The 16,592-nt window shown below is 66.5% G+C and carries 17 protein-coding genes; 16 read left to right on the forward strand and 1 reads right to left on the reverse strand.

Features of this window, described 5'->3' with window-relative positions; all coding sequences use genetic code 11:
• Positions 1-18 precede the first annotated feature (18 nt).
• From ACZ0AA_RS02440 to ACZ0AA_RS02510, 15 genes are all read left to right on the forward strand, one after another.
• Positions 19-726, forward strand: coding sequence for an L-threonylcarbamoyladenylate synthase (locus ACZ0AA_RS02440; RefSeq protein ID WP_400860916.1), 708 nt, complete (start codon positions 19-21; stop codon positions 724-726).
• Positions 723-1,895 carry an MraY family glycosyltransferase gene (locus ACZ0AA_RS02445; protein WP_363570963.1) on the forward strand — a complete coding sequence of 391 codons (1,173 nt, stop codon included), beginning with the start codon at positions 723-725 and terminating at the stop codon, positions 1,893-1,895. Before ACZ0AA_RS02440 ends, ACZ0AA_RS02445 begins: the two co-directional genes overlap by 4 nt.
• Complete coding sequence (locus ACZ0AA_RS02450) at positions 1,892-2,467, forward strand: hypothetical protein (RefSeq protein WP_463512051.1); 576 nt, start codon at positions 1,892-1,894, stop codon at positions 2,465-2,467. Before ACZ0AA_RS02445 ends, ACZ0AA_RS02450 begins: the two co-directional genes overlap by 4 nt.
• A 146-nt stretch (positions 2,468-2,613) precedes the next feature.
• Positions 2,614-3,396, forward strand: a complete 783-nt coding sequence (gene atpB, locus ACZ0AA_RS02455; protein WP_463513813.1) for a F0F1 ATP synthase subunit A — start codon at positions 2,614-2,616, stop codon at positions 3,394-3,396.
• A 43-nt stretch (positions 3,397-3,439) separates the two neighbouring features.
• The gene (atpE, locus tag ACZ0AA_RS02460) at positions 3,440-3,679 is read left to right on the forward strand and encodes an ATP synthase F0 subunit C (protein WP_045265023.1); all 240 of its coding nucleotides are present in this window, start codon (positions 3,440-3,442) and stop codon (positions 3,677-3,679) included.
• 27 nt (positions 3,680-3,706) lie between these two features.
• Positions 3,707-4,261 (forward strand): F0F1 ATP synthase subunit B, encoded by a 555-nt coding sequence (locus ACZ0AA_RS02465; RefSeq protein WP_463512052.1) that lies wholly within the window; start codon positions 3,707-3,709, stop codon positions 4,259-4,261.
• Positions 4,261-5,049 (forward strand): F0F1 ATP synthase subunit delta, encoded by a 789-nt coding sequence (locus tag ACZ0AA_RS02470; RefSeq protein WP_463512053.1) that lies wholly within the window; start codon positions 4,261-4,263, stop codon positions 5,047-5,049. Before ACZ0AA_RS02465 ends, ACZ0AA_RS02470 begins: the two co-directional genes overlap by 1 nt.
• A 47-nt stretch (positions 5,050-5,096) precedes the next feature.
• Positions 5,097-6,737, forward strand: coding sequence for a F0F1 ATP synthase subunit alpha (gene atpA / locus ACZ0AA_RS02475; RefSeq protein WP_400786124.1), 1,641 nt, complete (start codon positions 5,097-5,099; stop codon positions 6,735-6,737).
• Positions 6,738-6,757: 20 nt separating this feature from the next.
• A complete protein-coding gene (locus ACZ0AA_RS02480; protein ID WP_056376573.1) occupies positions 6,758-7,657 on the forward strand; it encodes a F0F1 ATP synthase subunit gamma in 900 nt (299 codons plus the stop codon).
• 21 nt (positions 7,658-7,678) lie between these two features.
• Positions 7,679-9,133: a F0F1 ATP synthase subunit beta gene (gene atpD, locus ACZ0AA_RS02485; RefSeq protein WP_400860906.1), complete on the forward strand. Its 1,455-nt coding sequence runs from the start codon at positions 7,679-7,681 to the stop codon at positions 9,131-9,133.
• Between the two features lie 2 nt (positions 9,134-9,135).
• The gene (locus ACZ0AA_RS02490; RefSeq protein ID WP_053095764.1) at positions 9,136-9,396 is read left to right on the forward strand and encodes a F0F1 ATP synthase subunit epsilon; all 261 of its coding nucleotides are present in this window, start codon (positions 9,136-9,138) and stop codon (positions 9,394-9,396) included.
• A 73-nt stretch (positions 9,397-9,469) separates the two neighbouring features.
• The gene (locus tag ACZ0AA_RS02495; protein ID WP_463512054.1) at positions 9,470-10,216 is read left to right on the forward strand and encodes a YaaA family protein; all 747 of its coding nucleotides are present in this window, start codon (positions 9,470-9,472) and stop codon (positions 10,214-10,216) included.
• 118 nt (positions 10,217-10,334) lie between these two features.
• The gene (locus ACZ0AA_RS02500) at positions 10,335-11,111 is read left to right on the forward strand and encodes a large exoprotein (protein ID WP_463512055.1); all 777 of its coding nucleotides are present in this window, start codon (positions 10,335-10,337) and stop codon (positions 11,109-11,111) included.
• Between the two features lie 246 nt (positions 11,112-11,357).
• Positions 11,358-12,176, forward strand: coding sequence for a PP2C family protein-serine/threonine phosphatase (locus ACZ0AA_RS02505; protein ID WP_400860900.1), 819 nt, complete (start codon positions 11,358-11,360; stop codon positions 12,174-12,176).
• Between the two features lie 57 nt (positions 12,177-12,233).
• Positions 12,234-14,996, forward strand: a complete 2,763-nt coding sequence (locus tag ACZ0AA_RS02510; protein ID WP_400860898.1) for an FtsK/SpoIIIE domain-containing protein — start codon at positions 12,234-12,236, stop codon at positions 14,994-14,996.
• A gap of 24 nt (positions 14,997-15,020) precedes the next feature.
• Here the strand turns inward: ACZ0AA_RS02510 and ACZ0AA_RS02515 are convergent, their stop codons facing one another.
• Positions 15,021-16,016: an asparaginase gene (locus ACZ0AA_RS02515; RefSeq protein ID WP_400860896.1), complete on the reverse strand. Its 996-nt coding sequence runs from the start codon at positions 16,014-16,016 to the stop codon at positions 15,021-15,023.
• Between the two features lie 81 nt (positions 16,017-16,097).
• Between ACZ0AA_RS02515 and ACZ0AA_RS02520 the strand changes: the two genes are divergently transcribed.
• Positions 16,098-16,592, forward strand: coding sequence for an OsmC family protein (locus tag ACZ0AA_RS02520; protein WP_400860894.1), 495 nt, complete (start codon positions 16,098-16,100; stop codon positions 16,590-16,592).

The raw sequence follows: 16,592 nt of genomic DNA on the forward strand, positions 1-16,592 counted from the left end.
AACTAGAATCAGATCGTCATGTCCTCCATCTTCGATTGCGGCGATGAGGCCCAGCTCCTCGCCGGCATGCGTCACGCCCGCCAGGCGATCAGCCGCGGCGAACTCATCGTCATGCCCACCGACACCGTCTACGGCGTCGCGGCCGATGCCTTCTCTCCCGCAGCGGTTCAGCGTCTCCTCGATGCCAAGGGGCGAGGGCGCAACCAGCCCCCACCCGTCCTGATCGGCACGAAGGAGACTCTGCATGCGCTCGCAGAGTCGGTGCCGGAGCCGGTACAGCGTCTCGTCGATGCGTTCTGGCCCGGCGGGCTGACCATCGTCCTCCCCGCCCAGCCGTCTCTCGTCTGGGATCTGGGCGACACGCAGGGCACAGTCGCCGTCAGGATGCCCGAAGGGCGCGTCGCGCTCGAGCTTCTCGCCGAGACAGGGCCGCTGGCGGTCTCCAGCGCCAACCTCACCGGTCGTGAGTCGGCGATCTCGGCGCTCGATGCCGAACGCATGCTCGGAGACAGCGTCGCCGTCTACCTCGCAGACGGCGTCAGTCGCGACGGGATCGCGTCGACGATCGTCGACGCGACATCCCTGGTGCCCCGTGGTGCCGAGCCCACCGCCGGCGGCGTGCGCATCCTCCGCGTCGGCGCGGTCAGCCGTGAACGGCTGGAGGAGGTGCTCGGCGATCTGCTCGAGCCTGAGCCCGACGCATCGGAATCGGACGGGGATTCGTGAAGCAGTACCTCTTCACGATCATCCTCACCGCCGCGATCACATTCGCGTTGACCTGGGCGGTTTGGCGACTGAGCCTGCGGTTCAAGCTCTACCCGACCATCCGCGAGCGGGATGTGCACACGACCCCCACCCCGCGTCTCGGCGGGGTCGCGATCTTCCTCGGCATCGCCGCAGCGATCGGATTCTCGGCCGCGAACCCGTTCTTCGCCACCATGTGGATGCCGCCGCAGACCATGTGGTCGATCCTCGCCGCGTCGCTGCTGATCGCCGTCATCGGCGTGGTGGACGACCTGTGGGATCTCGACTGGATGATCAAGCTCGGCGCGCAGTTCCTCGCCGCGGGGATCATCACTGTGGGCGGCGGGCTGCAGATCCTCTCGCTGCCGTTCGGCGATCTGATCGTGTTCTCGAGCTGGCTGAGCATCACCATCACCATGTTCGCGATCGTCATCGTGATGAACGCGGTCAACTTCATCGACGGACTCGACGGTCTCGTCGCCGGTGTCTGCCTGATCGCCAACGGAGTCTTCTTCGCCTACTCCTACATCCTGACGCGTGACACCGGCGCATCCAGCTACTTCAACCTCGCCTCGTTCCTGGCGGCCGTGCTCATCGGCGCCTGCCTCGGATTCCTGCCCTTCAACTGGAGTCCGGCGAAGCTCTTCATGGGCGACTCGGGGGCGCTGGTCCTCGGCCTGCTGATGGCGACGTCGGCGATCGCCGTCACCGGCCAGCTAGAGCCGTCCGCCCTCGACCCGGAGCGCCTCGGGCGATCGCAGCTCCTCGGAGCGTTCATCCCGATCCTGCTGCCGCTGCTGGTGGTGCTGCTGCCGCTCCTCGATTTCGGGCTGGCCGTTCTGCGCCGCATGAACGCGGGCAAGTCGCCCTTCTCTCCCGACCGCAAGCACCTTCACCACCGCATGCTCGACCTCGGCCACCGCGACCGTGATGCCGTGCTGATCTTCTACGCCTGGACGGCTGTCATCTCCCTCGCCGTCCTCCTGATGTACGTGGGCGCCCGCGAGGACTGGCCCGGACAGTACCTCCCCGGCGTCGTGTTCGGCCTCGTGGGAATCGCCGCGTGCCTCGTCATCACCCTCAATCCTCTGCGCCGACGGAAGCCCGCGGCGTCTGCTGAGCCCGACCCGACACCCGTGGAGTCCCCGTGAGCCCGAGCCCCGTTTCCAGCAATCCGATCCTGCGGAGGACGCTGCTCTGGTCCGCCCTCGCGATGGTGGTCCTCGCCATCCTCGCCGGCGGGATCGGCCTACTCGTGGGTGGGGGAGAGGGGCTCGTGAGCGGGCTTCTCGGTGTCGTGCTCGCCATGCTCTTCCTCGGCATCACCGCCCTCAGCATCCTCATCGCCAACCGCTGGTTCGGCGACCCGCTCTACGTGCAGCTGTTCTTCGCGATCGTGCTCGGCGGCTGGCTGCTGAAGCTCGGCCTCTTCGTCGTGATCATGATCGTCCTGAGCGGTCAGCCGTGGATCCAGCCGATGGTGTTCTTCCTGTCGATCGTCACGGGCGTCGTGGCGACCCTCGTCGTCGATGTGATCGTCATCACGAGGATGCGACTGCCGAATGTGAGCGACGCGTCCCTGCCGACCGAGGCACCGACCGACCACGCCCCCGGTGTGCAGCTGCCGACCATCGTGCCGGAGGACCGTGCTCCGGGACGCCACAACCTGATCCCCGAGTCCCGCGACGAGGAGGGGTCGGCAGAAGAGGCGCCGCGGTCTTAGGACACCCTCAGATTCTGATAGTGTTATGACGTGCCCGCCGCTCGTTCGCGAGCGCTTGCGCTTGAAGCACACCGACCATCGTCGCCCCGGTTTTGACCGGTGCCCCGAAGCTGGAGCCCGCGCTGTTCAATCTTGCTGCGACCCTGATGCCCAAACTCGCCTCTGACGGCGAGTTCCACGGACCTTCGATCGACGAGTTCTTCCCGGAGATCCTCTTCCAAGTCGCGGGTATCCCCGTGCACCGAATCCACCTCGTGCAGTTGCTCGCCGTAGTCGTCGTGGTGCTGCTCCTGGTTCTCGGAACCCGCCGCATGAAGATCGTCCCCGGCCGCTTCCAGAGCGTCGTCGAGATGGGGCTCGACTTCGTCCGCACCAACATCGCGCACGATCTGCTCGGACGCAAGGACGGCGACCGATTCCTGCCGATCCTCACCACGATCTTCTTCATGGTGCTGTTCATGAACATCACGGGAATCATCCCGTTCCTGAACATCGCCGGCACGAGCATCGCGGCCGTGCCGCTGACGCTCGCCGTGGTGAGCTACGTGACCTTCATCTATGCCGGTATCCGCCAGCACGGTCTGCGCTTCTTCAAGAATGCGCTGCTTCCGCAGGGCGTTCCCGGTTTCGCTCTCCCGATCGTCGCGCTGATCGAGCTCGTCTCGACCTTCATCCTGCGCCCGGTCACGCTGATGCTTCGACTCCTGATGAACATGGTCGTCGGCCACATGCTCCTGGTGCTGTGCTTCGCGGCCACCCAGTTCTTCTTCTTCACCGCAGGTGGCGGCTGGGCCGTCCTCGGTGTCGGAACCCTCGCCTTCGGCGGCGCCTTCACGCTCTTCGAGCTCTTGGTCGCCGTTCTCCAGGCATACGTCTTCGCCGTCCTCACCGCGGTCTACATCCAGCTCGCGGTCGCAGAAGAGCACTGAGCGGGCCGGCAACTGCCGACCCACCCAACGAAAGGAAAAACCCGTGGACGCTACTACGGTTCTCGCTGAAATCAACGGTCACATCGGAGCTGTCGGCTACGGCCTCGCAGCAATCGGCCCCGCCATCGGCGTCGGCATCGTCGTCGGCAAGACCATCGAGGGTGTCGCCCGTCAGCCCGAGCTGGCCGGCCGCCTCCAGGTCCTCATGTGGATCGGTATCGCCTTCACCGAGGCGCTTGCGTTCGTCGGCATCGCCGTCGCGTTCATCCCGTTCCCCGCGTAATTCATACCGACTTCAGAAGGAGACAGGATGCTGAACGCTCTTGTCACGAACCTCGCAGCTGAGGGTGAAGCGCAAAACCCGCTGATCCCTGCGTGGTACGACATCATCTGGTCGGGTCTGTGGTTCCTCATCATCCTCATCGTCGTGTGGAAGGTCGCCCTTCCGAAGTTCACGGCGATGCTCGACAAGCGGTCCGCCGCCATCGAGGGCAACATCGCCAAGGCTGACGAAGCACAGAAGCAGGCTGAGGCCGCGCTCGAGGAGTACACCCGGCAGCTCGCCGAGGCACGCACCGAGGCCGGTGAGATCCGTGAGGCCGCCCGCGAGGACGGCAAGAAGATCGTCGCCGAAGCCAAGGACGCCGCGTCGAGCGAGGCTGCTCGCATCACCGCGACCGCGCACACGCAGATCGAGGCCGAGCGTCAGACCGCTCTCGTCTCGCTGCGCAGCGAGGTGGGCTCGCTCGCCATCGACCTCGCCGGTGGCGTGGTCGGCGAGACGCTCTCCGACGATGCACGTGCGACCGCAGTGGTCGACCGCTTCCTCGCAGACCTCGAAGCATCCGAGAAGGCGGCTCAGTAATGGGCAGCGCGACCACTCAGGCACTCGCGGCATCCACTCAGGCGCTTGCTGCAGCGAAGGACGTCTCTCTCGACACGGCACGGGAGCTGTTCGCAGCTGCGCGTGCCGTGACGGAGTCGTCTCATTTGAGCGGCGCGCTCGCCGACGCCTCGGCTCCGGTCGTGGCGCGACAGAACGTCGTCGCAGCGGTCTTCGGCGGTTTCTCTCAGGACGCCCAGAGCGTCTTGAAGACCGTCGTCGCTGAGCGCTGGTCCTCGGCTTCACAGCTCGTGGACGGCATCGAGGAACTCGCCATCCGGGCTGCGGCTATCGCTGCACCTCAGGCAGATATCGGGGGAGAGCTGTTCGGCTTCACCCGTGTCATCGCCGCCAACGCGGAACTCGAGCTCGCGCTCGGAAGCCGCCTCGGGGGAGAAGACGCCAAGGGTGCACTCGTCGACAAGCTGCTCGCGGGCGGCGTCAGCGACGCGACTGCGGTGATCGTCTCGGCGTTGGTTCGTCAGCCTCGAGATCGCCGTGTCCGGCAGATGCTCAATCGGGCGACTCGGATCGTTGCAGATCAGGGCGACCGCGTGGTGGCGACGGTGCACAGCGCCAAGCCGCTCACCGATGCACAGCGCACTCGTCTCAGCGACGCACTCTCGCGTCGTTACGACGGCAAGATCTCACTCAACGAGGTCTCTGACCCCGCCGTCGTCGGAGGCCTGCGCGTGCAGATCGCCGATGACGTCATCGACGGCAGCATCTCCGCCCGTCTCGCCGATCTTCGCCAGAAGCTCGCCGGCTAACACGACTTCGCGCGGGGAACCGCGCACCCAGATACAAAGGGAAGACAATGGCAGAACTATCGATCAGCCCCGACGTCATCCGTGACGCGCTGAAGGACTTCGCCGCAGCATACGAGCCCACTGGGGCCGCGGCGACCGAGGTCGGCACCGTCATCGACGCGGCAGACGGCATCGCGCACGTCGAGGGACTTCCCGGCGTGATGGCGAACGAGCTCGTCACCTTCGCAGACGGCACCAAGGGACTCGCGCTCAACCTCGACGAGCACCAGATCGGTGTCGTCGTGCTCGGCGAGTTCACCGGCGTCGAGGCCGGTCAGGAAGTCACCCGCACGGGTGAGGTCCTCTCCGTTCCCGTCGGCGACGGCTACCTCGGCCGTGTGGTCGACCCGCTGGGAAACCCGATCGACGGCCTCGGCTCCATCGCCACTGATGGCGTGCGTGAGCTCGAGCTCCAGGCTCCCGGCGTCATGCAGCGCAAGTCGGTGCATGAGCCGATGCAGACCGGCATCAAGGCCATTGACGCGATGATCCCCGTCGGCCGCGGTCAGCGTCAGCTGATCATCGGCGACCGCCAGACCGGTAAGACGGCCATCGCGATCGACACGATCATCAACCAGAAGGACAACTGGGAGTCGGGCGACGTCAACAAGCAGGTTCGCTGCATCTACGTCGCCATCGGCCAGAAGGGCTCGACCATCGCTTCGGTGAAGGGCGCGCTCGAAGAGGCCGGCGCTCTGGAGTACACCACCATCGTGGCCGCTCCTGCATCCGACCCCGCCGGTTTCAAGTACCTCGCCCCGTACACCGGTTCGGCCATCGGCCAGCACTGGATGTACGGCGGCAAGCACGTCCTCATCATCTTCGATGACCTGTCGAAGCAGGCTGAGGCCTACCGTGCCGTATCGCTCCTCCTGCGCCGTCCGCCGGGCCGCGAGGCCTACCCGGGTGACGTCTTCTACCTGCACTCGCGTCTGCTCGAGCGTTGCGCGAAGCTGTCCGACGAGCTGGGCGCAGGCTCCATGACCGGTCTTCCGATCATCGAGACCAAGGCGAACGACGTCTCGGCGTACATCCCGACCAACGTGATCTCGATCACCGACGGCCAGATCTTCCTGCAGTCCGACCTCTTCAACGCCAACCAGCGTCCGGCGGTCGACGTGGGTATCTCGGTCTCGCGAGTCGGCGGTGACGCTCAGGTGAAGTCGATCAAGAAGGTCTCCGGAACCTTGAAGCTCGAGCTCGCGCAGTACCGCTCGCTCGAGGCGTTCGCGATGTTCGCGTCTGACCTCGATGCGGCTTCGCGTCGTCAGCTCTCCCGTGGTGCGCGTCTGACCGAGCTGCTCAAGCAGCCTCAGTACTCGCCGTACCCCGTCGAGGAGCAGGTCGTCTCGATCTGGGCCGGAACGAAGGGAAAGCTCGACACCCTCGAGGTCTCCGACGTCCTGCGCTTCGAGCGCGAGCTGCTCGACTACCTTCGTCGCAACACGAAGGTTCTCGAGACGCTGCGCGACACCAACGTCCTCGACGACGACACCGTCGCCGAGCTCGAGAAGCACACTGACGCTTTCATCCTGGAGTTCCAGGGTGGCAAGGGACACGCCATCGGCGCTCCCGGCCACGAGGAGCACGCTGCAGCAGAGGCTGAGGACGTCAACCAGGAGAAGATCGTCAAGGGTCGTCGCGCGTAACCGCGTGAGGAACTGAATTCATGGGCGCTCAACTCAGGGTCTACAAGCAGAAGATCAGCTCTGCTCAGACGACCAAGAAGATCACGAAGGCGATGGAACTCATCGCGGCTTCGCGCATCCAGAAGGCGATGGGACGTGTCAAAGCGTCCAGCCCCTTCGCGCGAGCCGTGACGAGGGCCGTGTCCGCCGTCGCGACGCACTCGAACGTCGACCACCCGCTCACCCGCGAGCCCGAGACGATCCGCCGCTCCGCGGTCGTGATCTTCTCCTCGGACCGCGGTCTCGCGGGAGCCTTCAACTCGCAGATCCTCCGTGAGGGTCTCGAGGTTGCGGAGCTCCTGCGCGGGCAGGGCAAGGAGCCGGTGTTCTACCTCGTCGGACGCAAGGCCGTCGGCTACTTCCAGTTCCGTCGCATCGCGGCGGCCGCGGAGTGGACCGGCGACACCGACACCCCGTCGTTCCACACCGCGGAGGAGATCTCGGCGAAGCTGCTCGAGGACTTCGGGCGCGGTGCAGACGACGGCGGCGTCGACGAGATCCACCTCGTGTACAACCGTTTCGTCAGCATGATGACGCAGTCGCCCGAGTCCGTGCGTCTGCTTCCGTTGGAGATCACGGAAGCCGACGACTCGGAGGCCGGCAACGCCGTCTACCCGCTGTACGAGTTCGAGCCGGACGCCGAGACCGTTCTCGACGCGATCCTGCCGGTGTACATCCAGAGCCGCGTCTTCAACGCTCTCCTGCAGTCGTCTGCCGCCAAGCAGGCCGCGACGCAGAAGGCGATGAAGTCGGCCAGCGACAACGCCGACAAGCTCATCACCGACTACACCCGTCTGCGCAACAACGCGCGTCAGGCGGAGATCACGCAGCAGATCGCAGAGATCGTCGGCGGCGCCGACGCGCTCTCATCGAGCAAATAGACCATCAGGAGAGAGACGAAAATGACCCCCACCGCTACGGCTGACCAGCCGGCGACCGCGGTCGTCGGGCGCGTCGCACGCGTCAACGGTCCGGTTGTCGACATCGAGTTCCCGCACGACTCGATCCCCGACATCTACAACGCACTCAAGACCACGATCGTCATCGGCGACTCTTCGGTCGAGATCACCCTCGAGGTCGCTCAGCACCTCGGCGACGACCTCGTTCGCGCCATCGCTCTGAAGCCGACCGACGGCATCGTGCGCGGCCAGGAAGTGCGCGACACCGGCGAGGCCATCTCGGTCCCCGTCGGCGACGTCACCAAGGGCAAGGTCTTCAACGTCATCGGCGAGGTCCTGAACCTCGAGCCCGGTGAGACCATCGAGGTCACCGAGCGCTGGCCGATCCACCGCAAGGCTCCGAACTTCGACCAGCTCGAGTCGAAGACGACCATGTTCGAGACCGGCATCAAGTCGATTGACCTTCTGACCCCCTACGTGCTGGGTGGAAAGATCGGTCTGTTCGGTGGAGCCGGTGTCGGCAAGACCGTCCTCATCCAGGAGATGATCCAGCGCGTCGCGCAGGACCACGGTGGAGTTTCGGTGTTCGCCGGTGTCGGCGAGCGTACCCGTGAGGGCAACGACCTGATCCACGAGATGGAAGAGGCGGGTGTCTTCGACAAGACGGCCCTCGTCTTCGGCCAGATGGACGAGCCGCCGGGAACGCGTCTGCGCGTCGCCCTCTCGGCTCTGACGATGGCGGAGTACTTCCGTGACGTGCAGAAGCAGGACGTGCTGCTCTTCATCGACAACATCTTCCGCTTCACGCAGGCCGGTTCCGAGGTCTCCACGCTGCTGGGCCGCATGCCCTCCGCCGTGGGTTACCAGCCGAACCTCGCCGACGAGATGGGTGTGCTCCAGGAGCGCATCACGTCGACCCGTGGCCACTCGATCACCTCGCTGCAGGCGATCTACGTGCCGGCCGATGACTACACCGACCCGGCCCCGGCGACCACGTTCGCCCACCTCGACGCCACCACGGAGCTCTCGCGTGAGATCGCGTCGAAGGGTCTGTACCCGGCCATCGACCCGCTGACCTCGACGTCGCGCATCATGGACCCCCGCTACTTGGGCGAGGACCACTACCGCGTCGCCACCACGGTCAAGCAGATCCTCCAGAAGAACAAGGAACTGCAGGAGATCATCGCGATCCTCGGCGTCGACGAGCTCTCCGAAGAGGACAAGATCGTCGTGTCGCGTGCACGTCGCATCCAGCAGTTCCTCTCGCAGAACACCTACATGGCCAAGAAGTTCACGGGTGTCGAGGGTTCGACCGTCCCGCTCAAGGAGACCATCGAGTCCTTCGATGCGATCACCCGCGGTGACTTCGACCACGTCGCCGAGCAGGCCTTCTTCAACGTCGGTGGCATCTCCGACGTCGAAGAGCAGTGGGCGCGGATCCAGAAGGAGAACGGCTGATCATGGCATTGCATGTCAGCCTTGTCTCCGCGGATGCGGAGGTCTGGACGGGAGAGGCGAGTCTCGTGGTCGCCAAGACCGTCGAGGGCGAGATCGGATTCATGGCCGGCCACGAGCCGGTCCTGGCGATCCTCGCTCAGGGCGAGGTTCGGATCACGCAGACGGATGGCACCAAGGTGCTCGCCAACGCACAGGACGGATTCCTCTCGATGGAGAGCGATGTCCTGACGATCGTGGCAGGCAACGCGGCTCTCATCGCCTGAGCAGTCAGTTCATCGCGTCCGCCTCGGCTCCCCTGTGGAGCCGGGGCGGACGCGTCTGTATCCCCGAGGTCCCATGAAGATTCTGCTGCCCCCGTCGGAGACCAAGCGACCAGGAGGGAACGGTGCACCCCTCGACGTGAGCGCACTCGCGCTTCCCGGTCTGGCCGCTGCGCGGCACGAGGTGATCGACGCTCTCATCGATCTGGCGGGAGATGAGGATCACGCCCGGAGGGTGCTGAAGCTCAGTGCGAAGCAGGCGGGCGACATCGCGCACAATCGGATGTTGCGCTCGGCGGCCACCATGCCGGCGGTGGATCGCTACACCGGGGTTCTGTTCGATGCTCTCGACTCGGGTAGTCTCGCCCCCGCATCCCGTCGCTGGCTCGGTGCACACGTGTGGATCCACTCGGCGCCGCTCGGCCCCATCGGTGCGCTGGATCCCATACCGCCGTACCGACTGGCCGCGGGGACCTCGCTGCCAGGTCTGCCCCCGTTGCGCCGGCACTGGGCTGACGCGACCACCGAGGCGATAGCGGGGGAGGACCCCGACTTCATTCTCGACCTGCGGAGCGAGGCGTACGTCGCGCTCGGCCCGGTGCCGGACGCGGTGGCCTCCCGTTATGTCCGGGTCGTCACGGAACACGGTCGCGCCCTCAACCACTTCAACAAGAAGTCCAAGGGGCTGCTCGTGCGGGCTCTGGCGGAGGACCGGGCACGGCTGCGATCCCTTCGGATGCTGCGGACGTGGGCCGATCGCCGAGGATTCGTTCTCCGCAGCGCCGATGAACCCGGCGTCGAGGAGCTCGTCGTCGCGGAATGACCGCGCATGACGCGCAGCGGGCTCTCCGCGCGTGTGTCGTTGCCCCGCATATCGGCACACCGATATGGTTGGTGTCGCGGCGCGCACAGCGTCAGCTCCATCGGATCCGGAGGGGATCATGTACAACGACTATTACGACAACGGGGCGGCTATCGCCGGTCTCTTCGTCGTCTTCTTGATCAGTCTGCTCTTCGCACTGGCGTTCTATGTGATCTCGTCGATCTTCCTGATGAAGATCTTCGAAAAGGCAGGTGTCCAGGGCAAGTGGCGCGCGTGGGTGCCGGTGTACAACACGATGGTCTTCGCGAAGCTCGGAGACATCTCCCCGTGGGTCGTCCTGATCGGCATCGGTCTCTCGTTCATCCCGTACCTCAACTTCCTGACGGGCATCGCCCTGGCCGTGGTTCTCGCTCTCGCTGCATGGCGGGTCGGACTCAAGCTGCAGAAGGACGCTGTCTGGGTCGTCCTGTTCGTTCTGCTCTCGATCGTCTGGTACGGCATCAACGCCTTCGACAAGTCCCGCTGGAACCCGAACATCGTTCCTGCTCCGTGGGCAGGCAACGGCTTCCTTGCTGACTCCACCGTCTGGGACGGCGTTCCCGTACAGCCGCGCCCGGTAGCAGGCCCCGGCTATGGCGCTCCCCAGGGCTATGGCGCTCCTCAGCAGGGCTACGCGCCTCCCGCTCCTCAGGGGTACGCGCCGCCTGCCCAGCCCGGCTACGCGCCGCCGGCTCAGCCCGGGTACGCGCCGCCCGCTGCTCCGTCGACCCCGGCGGGCCCCGGTGTTCCCCCGGCTGCGCCGTCCACTCCGCCCACGGCTCCGCCCGCACCGCCGGCAGCGCCTCCGGCGGCTCCGCAGGTTCCGCCCACGGATCCCACGCAGCCCCCGGCGTGATCTGAACGTCACACAGAGCCCTCGACTCCGGTCGGGGGCTCTGTGCTGTGCGGGGAAGACATCTCGCCGTGGCGAAGAGCGTCGGTGGAAGGCGATAACGTGGAGGAATGGTCATTTCGCAGCCGACGATCGACGCCGCGCGACTGCGCGTGACGGTCGGCGGTGCGAGTGCGACCGGGGCAGCGTCCACTACGATGTGTGAGTGTCCTGGGGTAGCCCGACCCGCAGGCGATCCGGAGGCGACGAGTGGCTGAGACGACGACGAAGACGCGCAGCGTCACGGTTGCGCAGCGCCCGCTGCTGCTTTCCTGGGCGGGCGTCACCGACGTGGGTCGGCGACGCGAGACGAATCAGGATGCGTTCTTCGCTGATTACCCGCTGTTCATCGTCGCCGACGGAATGGGCGGTCATGCCGGCGGCGAGATCGCGAGCCAGAGCACGGTCAAGCGACTCGATGCCGTCGTCGCAGCAGGAGCAGTCGATCGCGGATCCATCGAGGGAGCGCTGGAGCTTGCGGTGGCCGACATCGCCGACCACCCCGAGACCACGGACGAAGGAACCGGCACCACACTCACCGGAGTCTTCCTCGAGTTCGAAGACGACGAGCCGCACTGGACCTCTCTCAATATCGGCGACTCGCGCGTATATCTCCTCAGAGACGATCGTCTGGTGCAGATCACCACCGACCACTCGGTCGTCCAGGAGCTAATCGCCGCAGGAAAGATCAGCCCTGAAGAGGCCGAAGGGCATCCGTACAGCAACGTGATCACGCGAGCGGTGGGAGCGAGTGAGCTCACTGCTCCTGATTACGTCACGCTCGATGTCCGGCCGGGCGATCGGTTCGTCATCTGCTCGGACGGCCTGACGAAAGAGTTGACCGATTACGGCATCCAGCATTTCCTCCGCGAGAACGCCGATCCTGCGGCCGCTGTCGATGCGATGCTGGCGGCGGCGCTGGAGAACGGGGGCCGCGACAACGTGACGCTCGTGATCGTGCAGGTCGCGGACGAGTCCTCGTCTGCCGAGGGCGAGTCCTTCTCCACAGCGGGCCAGTCCTCCGAATAGCGTCCGATCGCTGTGGAGGGCGCTCTCCGCGCCTCTCCCGTGAGGTCCACTGGGAGCATGGACTCTCTGCCTATCGCGATCCCCGCCGCACCCGCGCAAGCGCGCAGACCACCGACGCCGTTCATAGCGGCGCTCGTGCCCGTGGCCGCCGGCGTGGTGCTCTGGCTCGTCACCGGTTCCCTCTTCTCCCTGTGCTTCGCCGCGCTCGGTCCGCTGATGATCTTCGCGTCGCTGCTCGACGGATCGCGCTCCCGGCGAAGGGCGCTCCGAGTCGCCGAGACGGAGAGCGCGGCGGCGTGGTCGCTCGCTGAGGCGCAGCTGTCGCGGCTCCACGATGATGAGCGTCAGATGCGATGGCACCGTCGTCCAGACGCGGCGGCCGCCCTGGCGCAGCCGCCCTTGCGCGGCCTCGAACCACCGGACGCCGATACGGAGATCGTCGTGGGCAGCGGCGTCGGCGACAGCGCAGTCCGTGCATCGGGGGGCGACGGGGAGCGTGAGCGCGACTTCCGGATGCGATGCGCCCGGCTCGAGCACGTGCCGGTGACGGTTCCGCTCAGCGGCGGCGTCGGACTCCGCGGAGCCCTCCCCGTCGTCGCCGCTGTCGCGAGAGCGCTCGTGATCCAGTTGTGTCTGAGATTCGGAGCCTCTCAGATGTCGGTGGTCGGCCCACATCTCGAGGAGTTGGGGATCTCGGGGTTTCCACAGGCGCGTTTCGCGCGGCGCGGTTCGTTTCGTCTCGCGGTGGCTCGAAGCGGTGACTCCCGTCCCGCGGCTGACGCTGTGATCTGGCTGCTCGGCCGAGACGAAGACGTCCCTGAGGGCATCACGACGGTCGTCGACGTCCTCGAACCGCACCGGGCGAGGGTTCGTACTCCGCATGGCATCGTCGAGGTCGCGACCGAGTGCATGTCTCGCGATCAGACGGTCGCGACCGGCGAAGAACGCTCGGTCGAGGGCGAGGAGCTGGACTCGCTCCCGGGCGGGGTGGCACTCAGCGATCTCAACCAGCCCGAGTCGCCGGTCGGGCTCGCTGCGGTGGTGGGCCGAGGCGAACGCGCAGACATCGTCCTCGACATCGTCGATGACGGGCCGCACGCCATCGTCACCGGCACGACGGGCAGCGGCAAGAGCGAGCTGCTGGTGTCGTGGGTGACGGCTATGGCGAGCGGCCATGGCCCGGACCGAGTGACTTTCGTCTTGGCGGATTTCAAGGGGGGCACGGCCTTCGAGCCGCTTCGGATGCTCCCGCAGGTCGCCGCGGTCATCACCGATCTCGACGAGGAGGGCGCCCGCAGGGGAGTCTCCAGCCTGACAGCAGAGCTGCGCCGCCGAGAGTCCGTTCTCGCGGAAGCAGGCGCACGGGATGTGCGGGAGATCGGAATGGCGAGGCTGGTGATCGTGGTCGACGAGTTCGCGGCGTTGCTCCAGGATCATGCCGATCTCGGGGTCGTGTTCACTGATATCGCCGCCAGGGGCAGAGCCCTCGGTATGCATCTGATCCTCGGGACCCAGCGTGCTTCCGGTGTGATTCGCGATGCTCTGGCCGCCAACTGTCCGCTCAGGGTGAGCCTGCGTGTCTCAGACGCCGCAGACAGCAGAGCCGTCATCGGCACCGACGACGCGGCCGAGCTTCCGGGCGGTGTGGAGTCCAGGGGGCTGGCGCTGGTCCGTCGTCCTCAGGACGCTGACCCGATGGCGATGAGAGTGGCTCTGACGGGCGCCGCAGATCTGAGGGCGATCGCATTGAGATGGGCTGATGCAGACATCCCGCCCAGCCCGTGGTTGCCTGCTCTTCCGCGCATGCTCCCGTTGGCGGCGCTACAGGCCGAGACCCGGAAGGGCGAAGCCATCCTGGGGCGTGCTGACGATCCCGAGCGTCAGCGACAGCCGCTCGAATTCCTCTCGATCGGCGCCGAGCGCGGAATCGTGTTCCTGGGCGGATCGGGATCGGGGCGTACTTCGGCCCTGCGTGCGCTTGCCAAACAGCACGCGGACCCGATCTGGATACCTGCTGATCCGGAACGTGCTTGGGACTCCGTCGTCGCGCTGGCGGCAGACGGAGCGCGTGTCGCAGGTCTCGTCCTGTGCGATGACATCGACGCCAGGATCAGCGAGCTGCCTCTCGAATACGGCCAGCATCTCGCTCAGCTCTGGGAGAGGATCCTGAGGCACGGCTCCGGAGCCACCTTCGCGCTCACTGCGACCAGAACCTCGGGACCCCTCGGGCGGCTTCTCGACGCGCTTCCGCGCCGAGGGCTGCTGAGAATGCCGAGCCGCGTCGATCATCTGGCCGCAGGCGGCGAGTCCGCGGGCTTCGATCGAGACCGACCGCCGGGGCGGATGCGGATGGGGGACCGGGAGATCCAGCTCGCCTGGGTCCCCGAAGAACGATTGAGATCGTCGGGCTCTGCGCGCGGTGCTTCTCGATATCGGGAAGACCACGATTGGGCGCCGAGGTCTGCTCTCACGGCGCTCATCAGCGGTGGAGTGTCGGCGGTCGCCGAATCACTGGCAGCCGCCCATCCAGGGTGCGACGTCGTGGTGCTTTCAGGTGAGCCTCGCGACTTCGAGGCCCCGGCGCGTCCGACGATACTGCTCGGCGAGGCGGATGCGTGGCAACGTAACTGGCCGCTGTGGCAGCGGGTGCGCAGGGGCGGGGAGGCGCTCATCCGGGCAGAGAACGCGGCCGAGCTCCGGCAGCTCGCGGGCGTGCGAGAACTCCCGCCCTACGCGCGACCGCATGCCGGACGAGCCTGGTCGCTGATCGGGGACGCCGGACCTCGTCGTGTCGTGATCCCTGCCCTCGCGCCCAGGTGATGAGCAGCGCGGTGCGCCGTGCGGTCAGATGCCGCTTCCGGGGCGGACGGCTCCGACCTCCGCGCCGCCGCCGAGCACCTCGAGAGGCAGAGCGGCAGCGAGCGTCGCGACCTCGGAGTCGGTGAGCCCGCCTGCGCGGGCGAGCAGAGTCGCAGCCACGATCGTCGACGCGCGGGCACCGCCATCGAGCATCTTCAGCGCGACGGTCGTTCCGTTCGGAGCGACCATGACCATGATGCCCTCGGCGCCGCCTTTCGCGAACACTCCGAGCTTCTCGATCGCGATGGTGTCAGGGCGACCGGGACCGTCGATGGTCCACGGGTGCTCACGCACCGCGCGAACCAGGGAGCCGGCGACCCGGTGCAGAGCGAAGGGGGAACGGTCCGAGGCGGTGCCGATCCGATGGATCGACCGCGCGAGGCCCGTCAGCGTGATCGCATAGACGGGAGCGCCGCACCCGTCGATCGCGGTGTGGGCGACCTTCTCACCGGTCAGACGCTCGATGACTTCGCGGATGTGCAGCTGAAGCGGGTGCGCGGGGTCCAGATAGCTGTCGGTGGGCCAGCCGGTCGCGACGCAGGCGCGAAGCATCGCCGCGTGCTTGCCCGAGCAGTTCATGCGGATCCGGGTCTGCGCGCCGTGCTCGCGCACGAGTTCGTCACGGGCGGAGGTATCACCGGGCCACGCCGGCGGGCAGCCCAGATGATCCTCGGTGAGACCGCCCTCGGTGAGCACGTCGCGCACCACGGCTGCATGGCGGTCGGTTCCGCTATGACTCGCGGTCGACATCGCGAGCTGCTCCCCGTCGAGAGTCGCCCCGGCGGTGATGCATGCCACCGCCTGCAGCGGCTTGAGGCTCGAGCGAGGCAGGATCACGGCATCCGCGTTTCCATAGCGCGCGACGACATCGCCGTCAGGCGAGAGAACGACCGCGGCCCCCGCATGGCGAGACTCGATGAATCCGCTTCTTTCGACGACGGCGAGTTCCACGGCATCTTGAACGGTGAGAGTCTCCAGCACCTCCCAAGGATATCGTCGGTTGGGCGAACGCAGCGCCAGCCTCCGTGATCGTCGCGCCCATCCTGGTGGCAGACTGTCGCCATGGCAGATCGATCAGCCCCGCTCGGCGAGCACCGCTATTCACTCAGCTCCACCTGGACGGGCAACTCAGGCACCGGCACGAGTGGCTATCGCGAGTATCGGCGCGATGTCACGCTCGAGGTCGCGGGCAAGCCCGACATCCTCGCCTCCGCCGACAAGCCGTTCCGAGGCGATCCGTCGCGGTGGAATCCCGAGGATCTGCTCCTCGCCTCGCTCTCCGAGTGCCACCTGCTCTCGTACCTGCACGCCTGCGTCACCGCAGGCGTCGTCGTCGTCTCCTATCGAGACACCGCCTCGGGGATGATGCGGGAGGACGGCAAGGGCGGCGGCGCTTTCGTCGAGGTGATGCTGCGTCCCGACGTCGTCGTCGCCGACGTATCGATGATCGACGCGGCAGAGCGCGCTCATGCGCAGGCCAACGAGTGGTGCTTCATCGCGAACTCGATGAACTTTCCCGTGCGACACGAAGCGTCGGTGCGCGCCGCGACGAGCTGA

The organism is Microbacterium sp. AC035, from assembly GCF_979258485.1.